General features: G+C 50.4%; 18 protein-coding genes. 9 read left to right on the top strand and 9 right to left on the bottom strand.

Translation table 11 applies throughout. From position 1 onward, the window contains the following. Positions 1–52 precede the first annotated feature (52 nt). The gene (yghU, locus tag CWE12_RS00090; protein WP_126787550.1) at positions 53–898 is read right to left on the bottom strand and encodes a glutathione-dependent disulfide-bond oxidoreductase; all 846 of its coding nucleotides are present in this window, start codon (positions 896–898) and stop codon (positions 53–55) included. A gap of 216 nt (positions 899–1114) precedes the next feature. On the opposite strand from yghU, the gene CWE12_RS00085 reads away from it, so the two are divergent. Together CWE12_RS00085 and CWE12_RS00080 are read left to right on the top strand one after the other, a co-directional pair. Then, the gene (locus tag CWE12_RS00085; protein ID WP_126787549.1) at positions 1115–1975 is read left to right on the top strand and encodes a hypothetical protein; all 861 of its coding nucleotides are present in this window, start codon (positions 1115–1117) and stop codon (positions 1973–1975) included. A 108-nt stretch (positions 1976–2083) separates the two neighbouring features. Beyond that, positions 2084–2584, top strand: a complete 501-nt coding sequence (locus tag CWE12_RS00080; RefSeq protein ID WP_126787548.1) for a hypothetical protein — start codon at positions 2084–2086, stop codon at positions 2582–2584. 12 nt (positions 2585–2596) lie between these two features. Here CWE12_RS00080 and CWE12_RS00075 read toward each other — a convergent pair whose 3' ends face one another. Next, on the bottom strand, positions 2597–3034 hold the full coding sequence (locus CWE12_RS00075) for a hemerythrin domain-containing protein (protein WP_126787547.1): 438 nt from the start codon (positions 3032–3034) through the stop codon (positions 2597–2599). Positions 3035–3191: 157 nt separating this feature from the next. Between CWE12_RS00075 and CWE12_RS00070 the strand changes: the two genes are divergently transcribed. Together CWE12_RS00070 and CWE12_RS00065 are read left to right on the top strand one after the other, a co-directional pair. Further along, positions 3192–5006 (top strand): DUF885 domain-containing protein, encoded by a 1815-nt coding sequence (locus CWE12_RS00070; protein ID WP_126787546.1) that lies wholly within the window; start codon positions 3192–3194, stop codon positions 5004–5006. A 42-nt stretch (positions 5007–5048) separates the two neighbouring features. Beyond that, complete coding sequence (locus CWE12_RS00065) at positions 5049–5897, top strand: alpha/beta hydrolase (protein WP_126787545.1); 849 nt, start codon at positions 5049–5051, stop codon at positions 5895–5897. 100 nt (positions 5898–5997) lie between these two features. Here the strand turns inward: CWE12_RS00065 and CWE12_RS00060 are convergent, their stop codons facing one another. Then, complete coding sequence (locus CWE12_RS00060) at positions 5998–7503, bottom strand: serine hydrolase domain-containing protein (RefSeq protein ID WP_126787544.1); 1506 nt, start codon at positions 7501–7503, stop codon at positions 5998–6000. 144 nt (positions 7504–7647) lie between these two features. On the opposite strand from CWE12_RS00060, the gene CWE12_RS00055 reads away from it, so the two are divergent. After that, positions 7648–8478, top strand: coding sequence for an NAD-dependent protein deacetylase (locus CWE12_RS00055; protein ID WP_126787543.1), 831 nt, complete (start codon positions 7648–7650; stop codon positions 8476–8478). Positions 8479–8515: 37 nt separating this feature from the next. Here the strand turns inward: CWE12_RS00055 and CWE12_RS00050 are convergent, their stop codons facing one another. The 5 genes from CWE12_RS00050 to CWE12_RS00030 all read right to left on the bottom strand — a co-directional run bounded on the left by CWE12_RS00050 (position 8516) and on the right by CWE12_RS00030 (position 14430). Continuing rightward, positions 8516–8734 (bottom strand): helix-turn-helix transcriptional regulator, encoded by a 219-nt coding sequence (locus tag CWE12_RS00050; protein WP_126787542.1) that lies wholly within the window; start codon positions 8732–8734, stop codon positions 8516–8518. Between the two features lie 8 nt (positions 8735–8742). After that, positions 8743–9165, bottom strand: coding sequence for a hypothetical protein (locus tag CWE12_RS00045; RefSeq protein ID WP_126787541.1), 423 nt, complete (start codon positions 9163–9165; stop codon positions 8743–8745). A gap of 157 nt (positions 9166–9322) precedes the next feature. Then, positions 9323–9841: a DUF1543 domain-containing protein gene (locus CWE12_RS00040; protein ID WP_241984097.1), complete on the bottom strand. Its 519-nt coding sequence runs from the start codon at positions 9839–9841 to the stop codon at positions 9323–9325. Positions 9842–10018: 177 nt separating this feature from the next. After that, entirely contained in the window at positions 10019–12868 is a 2850-nt protein-coding gene (locus CWE12_RS00035) for a TonB-dependent receptor (protein WP_126787540.1), read from the bottom strand. A 155-nt stretch (positions 12869–13023) separates the two neighbouring features. Next, positions 13024–14430 carry a histidine-type phosphatase gene (locus CWE12_RS00030; protein ID WP_126787539.1) on the bottom strand — a complete coding sequence of 469 codons (1407 nt, stop codon included), beginning with the start codon at positions 14428–14430 and terminating at the stop codon, positions 13024–13026. A gap of 213 nt (positions 14431–14643) precedes the next feature. On the opposite strand from CWE12_RS00030, the gene CWE12_RS00025 reads away from it, so the two are divergent. The 4 genes from CWE12_RS00025 to CWE12_RS00010 all read left to right on the top strand — a co-directional run bounded on the left by CWE12_RS00025 (position 14644) and on the right by CWE12_RS00010 (position 16388). Then, positions 14644–14910 carry a DksA/TraR family C4-type zinc finger protein gene (locus tag CWE12_RS00025; RefSeq protein WP_126787538.1) on the top strand — a complete coding sequence of 89 codons (267 nt, stop codon included), beginning with the start codon at positions 14644–14646 and terminating at the stop codon, positions 14908–14910. Next, on the top strand, positions 14910–15431 hold the full coding sequence (locus tag CWE12_RS00020; protein ID WP_126787537.1) for a DUF421 domain-containing protein: 522 nt from the start codon (positions 14910–14912) through the stop codon (positions 15429–15431). Before CWE12_RS00025 ends, CWE12_RS00020 begins: the two co-directional genes overlap by 1 nt. A gap of 147 nt (positions 15432–15578) precedes the next feature. After that, a complete protein-coding gene (locus CWE12_RS00015; RefSeq protein WP_126787536.1) occupies positions 15579–15893 on the top strand; it encodes a YebG family protein in 315 nt (104 codons plus the stop codon). A 150-nt stretch (positions 15894–16043) separates the two neighbouring features. Then, positions 16044–16388: a hypothetical protein gene (locus tag CWE12_RS00010; protein ID WP_126787535.1), complete on the top strand. Its 345-nt coding sequence runs from the start codon at positions 16044–16046 to the stop codon at positions 16386–16388. Positions 16389–17249: 861 nt separating this feature from the next. Here the strand turns inward: CWE12_RS00010 and CWE12_RS00005 are convergent. Then, positions 17250–17328 (bottom strand): integrase core domain-containing protein (locus CWE12_RS00005; RefSeq protein WP_133306974.1); only part of this gene is annotated, 79 nt, incomplete at its 5' end.

The following is a 17328-nucleotide window of genomic DNA, read 5'->3' as shown; positions in this document are numbered from 1 at the left end:
GTAAGGGTATTAAATTCGGGTCTGTATTGACCGGCTCTCGTCGGCTATTTAATCAGCCGCGTTGAAAGTCCTCAGCACTGTGACGTTCATGCACCTGCTCCTCTGCTTCACCCCAGGTCCGGTTTACCTTCCGCCCGCGCTGAACCGCCGGGCGTTCGGCTATCATTCTGGCCCAGCGCAACACATTTGGATACGACTTTGCATCCAGGAATTCAGCCGCCTCGTATACTTCATTCATCACCAGAGCGCCATACCACGGCCAGATAGCGATATCAGCAATGCTGTATGTATCACCGGCTATGTAAGTTTGTTCAGCCAACTGACGATCAAGTACATCCAGTTGCCGTTTCACTTCCATGGTGTAGCGGTTTATCGGGTACTCGTACTTCTCCGGCGCGTATGCGTAAAAATGACCGAAACCACCGCCTAACAGCGGCGCACTGCCCATTTGCCAGAACAGCCAGTTTAAACACTCGGTTCGCTGCGCCTGCTCCGCTGGGAGAAATGCATTAAACTTCTCTGCCAGGTACAACAGAATTGAGCCGGATTCAAATAACCGGGTCGGCGGCTGCGTGCTATGGTCCATTAATGCCGGAATTTTAGAGTTCGGATTTACGTCGACAAAGCCGCTACTAAACTGCTCACCTTCCATAATATTGATCAAATACGCATCGTATTCAGCCTCAGCAATACCCGCTTCCAGAAGCTCTTCAAGCATTACCGTCACCTTGACCCCATTTGGAGTCGCCAGCGAATAGAGTTGCAATGGATGCTTTCCCTGCGGCAACGTCTTGTCGTGAGTTGCGCCAGCCTTTGGCCGGTTAATGGAGGCAAATTTACCCCCGCTTTCACTGTCCTGTTGCCAGACTTTCGGCGGTACATAGGTAGATTCTGCCATTTGCGTTCTTCCTCTTTAAGTAAGTTATAACCCTGATGCCCTACAGCATTTCATATAGAACTCAACTAACTATCTGATTTATCGAGTTTGAGCTGAAAATTTCAGTCCATAATTAGGATGAAATGGCCATATCGGTATGCGCATAAGCCAATTACTATACCAGTTAACGCCACATACATAGTTGGCCTGCATACGATTCAGGGACGTAGCAACACAATGAAATTTACTATAAAAATACTGGGCGCGACAGCGGCAGCCCTAAGCATTTTAGTTGTCGGGTTGCTTGTTTACTCAGCTCGCCAGAATACACAACCAACTGCCGAGCTTGCAGACAACGTGCCTGTGTCGTCTATCCGTTATCCGTTTAACCGTCCGCCTCTGGCGCTGGCTGGCGTGCGTCCGTTTCTCGGCCGCTGGCCACGTCGCCGTCCTCAGGGATACGCACCATTAGTGCCACTGGATCAGCCCAGCTCACCAGGCCACCAGGTGCCTGCTTTTCTATGGCATGAACCGGTAACGTCGGACCAAAGTCTGGTCGCCAGTGAACCCGCTCCCCCTGAAGTACCCGCAGCACATCAAGTTCGTATTCTTGATGACAACGAAATCAGCCAACTGGCGACCATCGAACCGCCACAACCAACGCCCAGTGAGCGAGCCGCCCCCTCGGCTTTAATGGAGCTGGTAGAGAGCATGAGTTCACAAACCTTGCAAGGCTACCAACTCGAGCAAAGCCTGCTCAACAGCACCTTGCCAGCGCCTGCGACCAGCGCGCTAACCTTGCAGCAATCTCAGTCAACCAATCAGGTGTCGCTGCAACAGCAGGGGGAACTCAATAGTCTGGCATTGCTGATGTTAGGGGAAAATAACTACCTTGAAGTGCAACAGCGTGGCAGTGCAAACCTGATCGGCGGTATCGGAGGGGAGACCGCCTTTCAAATGACGGGAATGAATGGCAACGTCAGTTTAATTCAAAGCGGAAGCTTCAATCAGATCCACGGATACCAGCAAAGTTCTGATAGCATCATCCGTGTTCAGCAGACTGGGCGGGGGAATATAGCCATCATAACTCAGCGCTAGTTCCTTCTCGGCTCCGCGGCCAGGCTGAAAAAATAAATGAAATTTCAGAGTCTTACTGGCAGAATGGAATTCCTACACGGCACCAGAAAATAAGGACATGTCGTTTCTATGCTGTTTCTTACGTTTTATATTGCAATAGCGGCCACCACAGCAGCTGTTTTTGCTGGTCTGCACTGGCGAAATTCGCATGGTTCGAAGCACGACATGCGGCCATACGCTCGCTACCAGGCGACCGTTCGTATGCTGCAAAAAAACGGCGATATTCGTAACTTACTCAGTAATTCACAAAAATTAGAAGAACTACTGAACGAGCCGGTACTTAATCTCACTCAGTTAAAAACGACCTACTCTGAATTCCAGCGTGGTCATAAAAGCGTTCTCGACCTCCAGGCCGAAGTCCATGCATTGCTGGTAGTAGCGCAAATAGAGCCGCGAGCACTGCATGGCGCTCGCGAGCTACTTAGTATGCGTGAACGTCAGTTAACCCTGGTTAAGAAACTGCAATCTGAATCAAAAACCCTGCAGGATGTCGCCACACGGCAAACTTTCATTCCAATCGTGGGTGATTTACAGTCGGCAATTGAGAGCTATCTGGAAGCGATGGAATAATCCACTAACTGGTTAAATTCCTTCATTTTCCATATTTTGGCGATACGCTTTAGCCAAATGTGTTTTGTCCCTCTCAGCTAACACCTTGCCAGCCTGTTGGAAAAAGCCCTGCTCCTCGTCTTCTAAGTGATGGCGAACTTTATGATCGAGTTTCTTCAGGGTCGCTATCCAGGCCGACGACGACATATCGGTCGCTTCCAGTTCTTCAACCAGTTCATCGATTTCGTGATGTTCGGCCATGCCATGCCGCGACAATTCGACGGTGCTGTCATGATCAATCAGTGGCTTATAGAAAAACCGTTCCTCCGCCAGCGCATGCTGCTCCAACTGACGTTTTAACTGAATAAAACCTTCCTTACGTTCTTCTTCGTCGCCTGAGGTCTGCATTAACTTATCCAGCAAATGGCGTTGTTTATCGTGGTCGAGTCTCAGTTCTTCAAAAATGGTCATAGTCCACCTTAGTTACGGAAGTTCAACGAATTTGTCCTCTAACTATGGTTATCAATTGCCGATCACGCAAGTTGCCACCCTTCATAGCAGGCTCTGATTTACAACACGTGACTTTCTCGGCAGTATGGGATCAGGTTATTAAAATAAGGTAAAAACAATGCGTTACCTGAGCTCAATTGGCATCGCGCTAGTCGCTGTGTTTGTATCAGCGTGCGGCACCCCGGAATCTGCCAGCGATGAAATAACGCTGACCGAATGGCTGGATCAGCAATATGCGCGTCAACTTGAATTTAGCCCGGTGCAATTGTCACGTAGTGGCGATCACTCGCGTCATGGCGAGATAGACGAAGTTTCTGATGCGGCATTTGTCGAGCAGCTGGAATGGAAAGGTTCCAGCGTCGAACAAATGCAGCGGATGTTCGATTACGACCAGCTCAGTGACGACGAGAAACTCTCATATGATCTGTGGGCATACCAGTATGAACAAATGCAGCGTGGCGCGGAATTCCGTCAGTTAGAATATGTGTTTGAGCAAATGATAGGCCCACAGTCGACCTTGCCGCAGGTCTTAATTGGCAGTCACGAGGTGCGCTCGATGCAGGATATGGGCGACTACAATAAACGTATTCGCGCTATTGCCGGGCGTATCAACGAGCTGGTTGAAATAGCACAGCAACGAGCCGAGCAAGGATTACGCCCTCCCCGTTTTGCCTACAATGAAGTCATTCGACAGGCCGAAGGCGTGATAACAGGTGTGCCATTTGAGGAAGGTTCTGACTCGCCGATTTGGCAGGATGCGCAAACTAAGGTCGCTAATTTGCTCGAGACGAATAGTGTCAACGAGCGTGGTGCCGATTTATTGCTTGAAGATACCCAAGCGGCCCTGACCGACGCACTCTATCCTGCGTATCAAAATTTAATTAGCTGGTTACAGGACGATTTGCCGAATACGCTTGAGAACCCCGAAGGCATTAGCCGCCATCAGGGCGGTGATGCCTACTATGAATACCTGTTGTGGTTTTATACCACCACGGATCTGAATGCCGACCAGATCCATCAGATCGGCCTCGACGAAGTCGCCCGCCTTACCGCTGAAATGGAGGATGTCCGTAAACGAGTTGGATTTGAGGGTGATCTGGACGCTTTCTTTCAGTTCTTCCGCGAAGACGAGCAGTTTTTTTATCCAAATACGGACCAGGGTCGTGAAGCCTATCTGCAGCAGGCGCGTGACTACCTGGCAACGATGAACGAGCAAATGCCAGAGTTTTTTGGTTTGTTGCCTGAAATAGAGTTAGAAGTTCGCCGGGTCGAAGCCTACCGCGAACAGGCCGGCGCTCCACAGCATTACATGCGCGGGTCACCACACAATGGACGTCCGGGAATTTTTTACGCCCACCTGATTGATATGCAGGCCATGGCAAAGAATGAGCTGGAAGCAATTGCCTACCATGAGGGGGTTCCTGGCCATCATCAACAAATCTCGGTGGCTCAGCAGGCCTCTGATATTGCTAACTTTCGTACTCAGGCTCGGTTTACTGTCTATACCGAAGGATGGGCATTGTATGCCGAATGGCTAGCCAAAGAAATGGGCGGCTATCAGGACCCTTATTCTGAATTTGGACAACTGGTCACCGAACTCTGGCGAGCGGTACGCTTAGTGGTCGATACCGGCTTGCACAGCAAAGGCTGGACCCGCCAGCAAGCAATCGACTACTTCGCTACCACGACCCCGGTCTCAGCAGGCGCCATCCAAACCGAAATCGAACGCTACATGACTCTGCCGGGTCAGGCGACGTCATTTAAAATTGGCATGATAAAAATCCAGCAGTTACGCCGTGAGGCAGAAGCCGCATTGGGCGACGACTTCGATATTCGCGGCTTTCATGACGCGGTACTCGGAGGTGGCGCTATGCCGCTGCCGATGCTCGAGCGTAAAGTGCAGCAATGGATAGACAGTGAGTTAGCCGAATAAAGCAATCGTTATGCATACAACCCAGTAAAAGGAACTTAATCAATGGCATACATATCTGGTAGTAAAGCGGCGGCACTGGCTGTCGCTGCTATGTTGCTGTCCGCCTGCTCAGTTACCGTCACCGAACAGATGATAGTTTCACCCAGCAGCGACATTGACCCGGACAATTTAGCCCTGCTTACCGGGCAATCGGGGTATCAGGAGTCTTTTACAGCAACCGAGAGCGGCGAACAGCTGCATACACTGACCCTGGAGCGTGAGCCAAACCAGCCAACCATACTGGTGCTGCATGGTAATGCACTGAACATGACCCTGCAGCCCTGGTTTGGGCTACTGCAAAGTCTCGCCGAATTAAATTACAACATCATCGCGATTGATTACCAGGGTTTCGGCCTGAGTAGCGGCGACGCCAGCTTTAGTGCCATGCGTGACGATGCCAGCAGCATTATCAATGCGCTGCCTGCCGAGTCCGATGTTATTGTCTACGGGCTCTCGCTTGGCTCTGTGATGGCAATGGACATTAGCCAGGAGCCACGGGTTCAGGGTATTGTTCTTGAGGGTGCAGTGACCACGGACAGTGAAATGATTGAGGTTTTTCGCCAGCGTAATACTCTAGGCAGGCTCGCCAGCGTTGATGTCGACCAGGCTATCAGTTTCGACAACACCAGTGCTGTCAGTTTGCTGAACAAGCCACTTCTGGTTATTCATGGAGAGAACGACAGCAATATACCGGTGTCGATGGGTGAGCAGCTTTACGCGGCTTCAAATCACCCGGGGTCCCAGCTATACATTGTTGAAGATGGCACCCACGCCGACACCTTCCACGTTGCTCCCGAGCGTTTTCAACGTGAGCTCAGCAAGTTTATAGCCAGCCTTAGCAGCTACAATTAGAAAGCCTGCTGGTTAAAGTAATAAATGAAGCTCGAAGAGCAACTTCTGTAAGCTTTGCCGACTGTCCACGCTTAACAGAAGTTGCACTTCTTTTTCTGAGTTATTTGCCCAACGCCGCCAGTACGTCCCGGGTAAACTGAATCTCATCGAAGCCTGGTTCACCGGCAATGTCGTAGCCGCGGCGCACGATAACCAGATCCTCGCCTGGGACGATAATCAGGAATTGTCCACGGTTACCGCGTGCGGCGATGGTGTCATCCGGTATGCCGCTTATACGGTCATTGAACAGCCACCACTGGGCTCCATAACCAGGCACCACATCGCCGCGACTATTTGGAGTGGGAGGCTGTGCTGGTGACGGGGTCGAAACATACTGCAGCCAGTCCTGCGGCAGGATTTGCTCACCATTCCATTGCCCCTGCTGTAAATGCAAAACTCCCAGACGCGCTAAGTCACGTGACGTGGTCCATACCTGAGACGACAAAATGAAATCGCCCTGCCAGTCGGCTTCCAGATACGTATGTCGCATACCTATTTTATGCAGCACTGCTGTGAACGGAAACGCCAGGTAATCCTGAACTGATTCAAAACGTTCGCGCAGTGACCGTAACGCCAGCATGGTGTCGTTGTTGGCATACTTCCAGCGCTGACCGGGAATGCTTTCCAGCGAGTTACCAACCGCCTGGTCAGCCACTGTGCCGCCACCAATGTAAATACGGTCAGTGCGGTTGCCTGCCTGATTACTGTCCAGGCCAGAGCTCATATGAAGCAAATGCTGAAGAGTAATTCGCTGGCGTGGGTCAGCCGGATGCGACCAGGCGGCAAGGCCTGCTTCGTCGTTAACATCGACAAGATCCTGCTGCACGGCAGCCCCGACCACACTCGCTCCGATACTTTTGGCCACCGACCAGGTGCGTTGGGATGTCGTTGGGGTAAAGCCATCAAGGTAATGCTCGCTAAGGATGTCATCCGGGCTTGCAATAAGGACCGCAGAGGTTCGCGCACCAGACCCATAGTGATCACTAAAGGCCAACTCGACCACCTGATCAAGCTCAGCATTACCCGATGTGCCATTCAGATCCGCATGCGTTTGCCAGGGTTCGCCGGAGTCCGTTGCCGGGTGTTGGGTTGTGGCTAAGTCCCCCATCAGGCCGTCGACATGAGCTGCCGCCTCCGCCTCTGCGCCGACCGGCAAGTCGACACAGCCGAGCGCCGGGCGCCAGACACTTAACCGCGGTGGCATGCCTTGTGCGGCCGAATCCGACGCATAAGCGACAGACACCGAGCGGGTGTCGTCGTCAATGGTCAACGCCCCTCGCTCTAACAAATCATGGATTCTCGTTTCCACGACGTCATAGATACCGGTTAACTCATGTTCGGTTATCTGCTCCAGTGTTTTATTAACGCTGGGGCCATTGTCTGCACTATTGCTAGCGGAGTTAAACACTGCACTACAGACAAAATTACTAATATAACCGGCTGCGTATGCATCCAACGTGGCATCGGTTTTATCCTCACTGGCATTCGCTATACCAGCGCTGGCAGTAGCTCCAACGCTCAAAGCGAATGCAGCAACTGCCGGAAATTTTATCTTTGAAAAGTTCATGGCCTGACTCAATGTTGTCAAATAATTGCTCTATCATGCAGTCGTTTACACCGGTCTGGCAACCAAACCAGGCAAAAAGCTTCAAACTTACGCCTATGCTTGGCACTATGAAAAAAACTCAGAGCCAGCATGAAGTGAGATGGTATGCATATAAACACTATCGCCGAGGCGGCGGACGAACTGTTCCATTTACTGCGCCAGCAAGAGCCGTTGACCGTACTCACCGGCGCTGGGATCAGCACTGATTCCGGTATTCCGGATTATCGCGACAGCCAGGGCGCGTGGAAAAAAGCACCACCGATGCAGCACCAGGAATTTATGAGCAGTGCCCCAGCGCGGCAACGATACTGGGCGCGCAGCCTGCATGGCTGGCCGACTTTATACCGGGCCAAACCAAATTCAGCGCATACAGCGTTGGCGACCTGGCAACAACAGGGGCTCGTCGGAACCATTATCACGCAAAACGTCGATGGCCTGCATCAACGCGCGGGCGGGAGCCAGGTGATTGACTTACATGGTGACGCCAACGCTATGCTGTGTATGGAATGCGGCCAGAGAAGCCCGCGTCTGCACATGCACGAACGCTGCCTGGCGCTCAACACCCACTATGCGGACATGACCCCGGAGGTAGGGGCTGACGGTGATTCACATCTTGAAGGGGACTTCAGTGACTTTCTGGTGCCTGATTGCACGGCATGTGGCGGTATTCTTAAGCCTGATGTGGTCTATTTTGGCGACAATGTACCCCGTGCCCGGGTCGAACAAGCGCAGCAGGCGCTGGCTAACAGCCGCGGTCTGTTGGTGATTGGTTCGTCGCTGATGGTCTTTTCCGGTTTTCGCTTTGCACGTCAGGCCCATCAGGCACAACAACCGCTGGCACTGCTTAATATTGGCAAGACCCGCGCCGATGATATTGCCGACTTACGCCTTCAGGTGCATATCGAACCGACGCTGCGCCACCTCATTGAACGATGACGTCGTTGTCTGATGGTTCAGTGAGCGTCGTGTAGCGTTAATCGCCTTCGTATTCAAATAGATCGTCCAGCCGGCAACCAAATACACTGGCCATCCGAAACGCAGTTTCCAGTGACGGAGAGTAGCGGCGCTGCTCAATCGCGGCCACTGTCTGGCGGGTCACGCCGACGGCATCGCCAAGCTCAGCCTGAGTCATGTTGCCGTGCGCTTCGCGCATTGCCTTAACCTGGTTTCGTATCGGCAGAGTAGTAGCCATCATGCTCCCTAAAATGAACGTCGATAATTGAAAATACGGAACACATACTCGCTAAGCTGACTCAGAATAAGCGACGCAAACCCCATGTAGAACAACACGTTGGCATTTCCTATAACAAGGAAGTAGCCGAGTGCTGTGACCAGACCAAAGCCCAGCACCAGGCCCGACAAATGCCCTGCTCTGTCATGAATACGGCGCTCGCGTTCATCCAGTTTTTGCTGTGCATCTTTCGGCCAAAACAGCGCTAAGGCGACATGGCTAATGACTGACCAGACAATAATCGCGACAGTAAATTTAACCACCGCTGCCAATTGCGGATTTATAACTTCACCCGCAGCCGCTGAAAGTTGCCCTACCTGAATAAAGTAGCCGGCCGCCAACACCAGCAGTATGCCCAGCATAATCCAGGCTGATTTCTCTTGAAATGCCATCTTTGTGCTCTCCATTCATTCGTTAGCGCTGATAAGCAAACATGCCCTTAATGTTAAAAATACTTAACATGAATAGCATAGCCTCGTTAAAAGCCATGTCAAATATTTTTAACATGACTTTTGCTTAACTTAGTTCGTGGGAGGCCGGCAGACGGCATCAGGGTAACGGTTGGTAGCCCATCCAGTCAGGTTCTAAAGGCTGGCTTTCCCCATCACGCTGTAAGTCGAGATAGTAGCCATCAATTAAATCCAGTGCCAGACAGTCATCGACAGCCAGTAAATCGTCTTTATGCAGTTGCTCCGCGCCTGCCAGCCCTGCGTTTACGACTTTTGCTCTAGCCAGCTCTTTAGCCTCAGCAGGCGAACCTGCAACCACCAGAGTAAAGTCATGAAGCTCGGCCATCTGCGCGGGGAAATAACCACCAAAATTGACGAAGTAAAGTCGGTGAGACTGGGCTACAGGCTGTTCGGACAGTTCAATGCGATAACCATCCACATGGTGCACGTGTAGATAGCTGTCCATATGAACGCTTTTTTTGTCGCCGAACCATTGCCGTTTTAATTGCGGGTAAGACTGTTCAATTGTAGTCGCAATCACAAATCGAATATCATGCAGTTCGATATTCGCTCCCGGCGTGCTGCCACCCAGGTAGACCATAAAAAGTTTCTGTGTCATATTATTTTGTTGGCACACTTCATATCCTAAGATACCTATAGCCTACTGTATGCAGAGGCCTATAAACAAGGAACAGGCTCCAGGTCATGCAGAACCTGGAGCCTGTTTTACTGCTGCTACTCTCATTCGAACTTAAATGCAGCGTGTACTCAACTGCCTGTACGCTCTCGCCAGCTATTAGAAGTTAGCGCGCAGACCTACCATGTAGGCACGACCGAACTGCTCGTGTTCATAGACCCGGCTGCGTTCGCCCTGAAAGCGGATGGCCTTGCTGTCAGTCAGGTTTGTTGCTTCAGCGAACACCGAGAAATTGTCGGTGACTACAAAGTTGGCGCTAAAGTCGAGCGTGCCACGACCATCCCAGAATATGTTCAACGACGGGTCTGCAGTGTCAAAAGAATCAACATACTCAGAACGGTAGTTGTATGCCAGTTGCGAACTAAAGCGCTGAGTATCGTATTGCAAACCAACGTTATAGCTATGCTTACTGGTGCCGGCGAGCTGAGTCGTACCAATTCCAAATGGTAAATCCGCTTCCGAATCGGTGTAGGTGTAGTTAGCGATAAAGCCCAGCCCCGACCAGGCACCAGGTAAGAAGTTGAGTGACTGCTGCCAGTTCACTTCAAAACCATATAGTTTACCGGACTCGCCGTTCTCCGGGCGGACCAGATCAAAGCCTGCAAATTCACCGTCCGCTACGGTTGAACGCGCTTTGAAAATTGGGTCAGTGAGGTCTTTGTAGAACACTCCGGTGGAAATTAAACCCAGCGGCTCGATGTAATATTCAGCCATTAAGTCAAAATTGTGCGCATAGGTTGGGTCGAGATCGGTATTACCAATGTCCAGCGTTCCCTGGCCCGACGCACGGTCTTCAACAATAAAGTATGGCACCAGATCAGCAAAGTTTGGCCGGCTCAGACCGGTGCTATAGGCTGCCCGCAGAATAACGCCACTATCCAGTTCATGACGCAGATGTGCGCTGGGGAATAATTTGGTGTAAGAATTGCTGGCAAAAACAGCTTCAGCCTGCTCCGTATCCTCATCAAATTCATTCGCCTGGCCAGAGGTTTCAGTCCGTTCGGCACGCATACCCAGTAACAGGGTAGTTTGTTCCCACTCCATGGTGCTCATTGCATAGGCTGCGTAGGTGTCTTCTTCTGCGTCATAGTTTGCGGTTACTGAAGCCGCTGTAAGCAACTGGTAATCGTCAGTTTCAAACAATGACCCGTACTCACCGACAAAGTCACGGACCATCTTAAAGCCGTTGTTGTAGTAGCCGCCAAAAGGCTGTGAACGAGAGTCAATCACCAGTTCAGAGTAATCAGGGGCGCCAGCACCTTCGCCGTTACGTCGTCTGGATTCATCATTCATTTTATCTTTTAGACGTATCTTGGCACCGACCTTATTAACCACATACGCACTGCCCCATGTGGTTGGCAGGCTTAAATCGATGTTATAGGCCTGCTCGGTTTCCTCGGCATCACCAAAGCGGCGCTCATAGCGACGAAACTCATAATCTTCCAACGGAAAATCAAAGTTGTCCTGCACTACGTTATTTTCACCATCAAGAATTTCAAAAGTCGGTAAATCCGGGTTGCTGAAATCATAGGCCATCGCAGGTCGTGATGTTTCGCGGTAAACCAGATAGTTCCGATCCGGGTATCTCTGCTCGCCAGTAGAATAGGCCGCAGAAAACTCCAGAGTTGCCCGGTCAAAGTGGTGACGTCCGCCAAGCACGGTGCTATTAATGGTGTTTACAACGGTACGATTACGCAGTTCGTTATCAAAAGTTGTACGTCCCGATACCCCAGACAGCGAATCCGAATCCGGAGTAAACTCATCCCATGAAATTTCGATCGTGTCACGGTATTCACTGTCTTCGAAACGTGAGTAGGTATGAGATACGTATAAATGCGTATTATCAGTCGGCCGGAAATCTACACGCCCGGTTGCACCGCTGCGAATTCGCTGCACTTCATAGTCCTTGAACTCGGTCGTTTCCGGTATGTAGGCACCATTATCCTGCAACACCCAGCTATGTTCGATATTATCAGTGACCCGGTTGGTTTCACTGTGATTGAGTGAGAACAACACACCCAGGTTGTCCTGGTTGCCGATACGATCACCAAAGGTAATCCCGCCCCGGTAAGCATCGCCGCTGCCCTTTTCGTTCTGACCCAGCCCTAAGTGACCACGCAAGACCCGACCGCGACTGTCCAGAGCACCTTGAGTAACAATATTGATATTCCCGGCAATAGCATCAGCATCCATATCTGGGGTGATTGCTTTGGTTAGCTCCAGTGCAGATATGACGTCCGCGGGAATAGTATCTAAATCAATTGCACGAGTGCCGCCATCTGGGGAAGGCAATACAACGCCATTGACGGAGACGTTAGCAAACTCGAGCGGGGCACCACGCACGTTGACGTAACGGCCCTCGCCCTGGTCGCGCTGAATAGAAGCGCCTGGCAGGCGTTGCATCGACTCAGCGACGTTATTGTCCGGGAAGCGGCCTAAATAGTCAGATGACACCACAGATTTGATATTGTCAGCAGAGCGTTGCGCATTCAGTGCACGCGCCTGGCCACCCCGACCTCCAATCACCTGAATACGTTCAATCCCTTCTGCCTGTTGCGCCGGCTCCTGTTGATCAAGTATCACACTAAGAAACTGACCACCCTGCGCGCTGACCTGTGCATCGATAAGCTGGTTTTCGTACCCCAGATAATCGACCACTAACTGGTAATGACCAACTTCAAGACCATCAAAGCGGAAACGCCCCTGTCGGTCAGTGGTTACTTCACGGTTAGTGCCTTGCAGACGAACAATTGCACCCGCTACGAACTGACCACCTGGGTTTGAAATTTCGCCGCGAATAGCCTGACTGCTTATGTCCTTGGCCGACGCTGAGATCAGAGTGAAGTTGCCAGCGCTTTGCCCTGCAAAAGCAACACCGTTGCCTGCTGCGATAATTGCAGCGATGGTTAGCGCGAGAATATTTTTTCTTGTTTTAGTGTGTAACAACATGGATTTTCCATCTGGTTGATTTAGTTACAGATGGGAGGTCATGGTAGGCAGGAAATATGACAATCAGGGCTAAATTCAATGACGATATTGTGACGTTTTAGCCATATTTATGAAATAAACAGGGTGACTCCGTGGGAGTCACCCTGACTTGATGGTTAGTTAAACTCTAAATTATGAATTTCGCCCAAACAACGCTTTATTTCGCTGTATGGGTAAAAATAGGAACCTGATTCAAGCGCCGAACACTCAGCAGGAAAAGGAACTTCGGCCTCGTTGTGCAGCATCCGCACCAGTAACTCGGAGTCCATGTCAGTGGCGTATATTTCCCATTGCACATTGGCTGACATCGGCGAGATGACTGCTGCCCGCCACGGGTTTGTTTCGTAGGTATAAAGCGTGTCCGGCTCCACAGAGTTCTCTGTATCAGCCAGCTGCAACCAGGTCGCGATGGGCATAGTTACCTGGGCATGAGTAAATCGCAGACTTGCCAGAGGCGCTGACGATGATGCCCGTTGGAATTCGTCTATTTGTGCAAACATTTCCATAAACAAAGCATCCGCGGCACGATATGTAATATCCTCACCCACAAAGCCCGGACCTCGCCCATAAAACGAATCTGCATCGTCAACATACGCAAGCCAACTTGCATGCTCAGGCAGCAAAAACGGGGTCATATCGATATCAGCATCCGCCGTCAAATTAGGGGCGATGCTGTACAAACCATGCAGAGCAAATAACGCATCCAGCTCGTCATTAATCTGATCTTCATCATCCGCGTGAGCGCTAAAACTGTATTGCCCGGCTTGCAACCGTGCGACAAAGTCATCAGTGAATAAACGGCTAAGGGCCTCTTCGGCGACCCGGCGAGTTTTGTCGCCGGCTTCTATCTGCGCCATTGCCGCGACCAGTCGAGGGTCGTTGTCACGATAGTCGTCATACCCCTCTGAGCCCTCTGCTTTGTGAAAATATACCGTCTCAGGGCTCGCATAGGCAGGCTGAATACGTGCTGCCAAATGGGGTTGCTCGGCGACTAGTTGCGCAACAAAGGCTTCGCCACTTTGCGCGGCGCGGGAGCGGCCTGAATGAGTTACCAGAATCGAACGGTCAGGATCAACCTCAGCACTGAAAAGGTCCTCATGTCGCTGTACGATGCGGCTCGCCATTTGTGCATGTTCCTGCCGGCCTAAGGTGCTGATTTCACCGTACCCTAAGCGCTTATGTACATTCAGCATCGCATCTAAGGCCGACTTAAGTTGCTCACCTAAGCTGGTCAACGCATCTTCCGCCTCTGCCTGCTGCCACAACTGCAGCATCAAGTCGTCGTCATCCGCGCTGGACAATCCACGCGAGCCATGACGTGCTACATGCTGCAACATTACAATCTGGTACCCAGCTGGAACAGGCGTGTAGGCTGACACATCCTGACGCGGCTGATACGGGGTTTTACTGGTCAGTACTGTGTCGTCATGCGCAGCCTGCTGGTTAGAGCCCGAACACGCGACAATACCAACTGAAGTGGTACACAGCGCAATCAACATCAAAGATAAAGGGCGTAAATGCATAGTTTACTCGTATCGCTATTAATAAAGCCAAGTAGGCTACGCATCATTTATGTCAGTAACATGACATTTTAGTGACCACGAATACCCCACTTTCCCCCATGCCCGAGTTGATATTCCTGCAGTGCTCCGTCCATAGGCAGGGGTTACCCCTCTCGGTAGCTAATTAAGCTACACTTACAGTCATAACGCGCCTTAAGTAAGTGGAGGTTTAACATGGCTGGCGGATGGTCCCGAGATGGGGCAGTACAGGATCAAATTGATGCAAGCACGGAAGACAGTGTAAAGCAGGCACGTAGTCAGATACCGGCGGGCGAGAGCCTGCACTTTTGTGCTGAATGCGATGAGCCTATTCCTCAGGCCCGGCGCGAGGCGTTGCCCGGTGTGCGGTTATGCATTGAATGCCAGACCGCGCTCGACAAAGACAATAAAACCTCATCGTCGTTTAACCGCCGCGGTAGTAAAGATAGTCAGTTGCGCTGATGAGTGCGATGTTTTTTGACGGCTGGGAAAGTTTACTCCGTACACTCGTGGTGGGTGTACTCGCCTATTGCGCGCTGGTGCTGTTTCTGCGAATCGCCGGCAAACGCACCTTATCCAAAATGAATGCCTTCGACTGGGTTGTGACCGTCGCCCTCGGCTCTACTCTGGCCACCATTTTGTTGAGTAAAGATGTCTCGCTGGCACAGGGTGCCCTCGCCCTGGCCTTGTTAATAGCATTGCAATTTATAGTCACCTGGTCGAGTGTACGCGCTCGCTGGGTACGCAAAGTCATTGCCGCCGAACCCAGCCTGCTGGTGTACCAGGGCAACTACTTAGAAAAAACCATGCACCGCGAACGCGTTACCAAAGACGACGTGATGGCCGCCGTTCGCACAGCGGGTCAGGCATCCGTCGAAGATGTCGGTGCCGTCGTTCTTGGCACCGACGGCTCGTTCAATGTTATCTGTAAAGGCGCCGCAGCAAGTTTGAAAGAAATTGACAGGAGCTTTATCAACGATTGACATCGTTGCACCCACAGGGGAATTTTAAATATGCGTACCAGTTAGGGTTGCCTCTCAATGTAAATAACTGTATAAATAAACAGTACATTAAGAGCACCACCGTGCTAACAAATTTAATCCATACATAGCACACCACGAGGAATGCCCATGGCTGTTATTACGCAATATGTAGTAGTGCGAGACGGAGAACAAAAGATGACATTTAACAGTAAGTCGGAAGCCGACGCACACGACAAAATGCTGGACATGGTGGAAGAACTATTCCCCCTGCTTGAGCGCAGTGAAACCCTCACCGATGAAAAGCAAGTAGAGGACATGGCATTTTTCCTCGCCCGCGAACGCGAGCAATTGCTAATCGCCCTTGGCGCGAAAAAGCCAGCTAAAAAGAAAACCCCGAAAGCCGATGCCAGCGCTGACGCCGGCGACGATGCCGCGAAAAAGAAAGAATCTAAAGCGGCCTAATAAATCTATAAACTTGGTGCCCTCCTCTTCCGAAAAGTGGAGGGCACAACACCTCCTGCAATTGCTGCCAGCCTGGTCAATTTCTACCTGAACATTTTATAAAAAGAAGGTAGGATAAGTATCTATAAGACCATAAAGGCATAGGCAACCATGAAAAAACGTCAGGTTTGGGGTGTAATTACAGCACTCTCAGCAGTTCTATGCTTTAATCTTGTCGGCAGTCAGTTTAGCCCAGAGGTTGTGAACAATACCTACACCGCCCTTTTTGTTGGACTGATCTACGTGGTGATTTGTGTTCCCCTGACCATAGCGAGCATGATCCTGACACTGCCTTCAACATTCAAGTTATTAAAGGCAGAACAACGACGCGAGCATGGCTTTACCCAACCACTATGGTTAACCGTGTTCACTGCAAACCTATTGCTTAGTGTCGTCTATTTATTACTGATCGGCCTTATCCTCTATGGGATTATTGCAGTTAGCCTGGGCGGGTAACTGAAAGGCGACCATGTACAACCGGAAGATGCAATCACATCTCCACATTGAGCCGGAGTAACAAGGTAATGATGATTATAGAGCTAATGAGAACCGGTGATCTTTCACCTCTTCTGGTATTGCTGATGACGTGCCTGGTTATAATTTCACCTCTGGCGGTCCTTACCGCTAAAATAAAAAACCGCTTAAGCATCAGCGTTATCATCTTGTGCGTCATACCATTGGTGAATGTCTATGCGTTATTTTTCCTGATGCTGATGCGTAAGCTGCCTAAGACCGAGGGTCGTCCGCTACAACAGGGATAACAAACTCCATTGAATTGGGCATTTTAAGATAACTGCTTATCATTTGAGACCCCGCAACGCAGGGCCACTAACCCTACTCTTCCTGAAAGCATCCCATGTTTTCAATTAACCTTATTAATCTAGTAACTTTACGATCAATTCATTAATGATATTCTGAAAAAAGGAATCTATCAGATTCACAACAATAGCTACCAATATCATCTACACTCAAATCAGCGGTGTAAACTGCCCCCGTTCTTATCAGCTTATTATTACCCTCTACAATAGCTAATGAAAATCGCCTGAAAATATAAGTCACTTTTACGATTTGAGAAGGAGTCAATTTCATCTGTTTCCGGTCAAAAGATAACACCCCGTTTTCAATGTCCAGCGTGCAATGCTTCGGAGCTACAAAATAATTAAAAAAATTTATAATTAAATATAAAAAAGCAAAAGGTGCCGAAATAACTGACACTAAAAATTTAATAAATAAATCATCGTAGACATCTGGATATGACGCAACCCCATATGACCTTTCCCCTGAAATAACACCACATTTTCAATGAGATTTCAGTTTTTATGCCACCTGTTTTGCGTACTCAGCTGGCGGTAAATAATTCAGTGAACTGTGAGGTCTTTCCTCGTTGTAATGACGC

The sequence above is a fragment of the Aliidiomarina sedimenti genome (genome assembly GCF_003986955.1).
Taxonomy (GTDB): domain Bacteria; phylum Pseudomonadota; class Gammaproteobacteria; order Enterobacterales; family Alteromonadaceae; genus Aliidiomarina; species Aliidiomarina sedimenti.
This window is presented reverse-complemented; position numbering and strand designations above follow the sequence as displayed.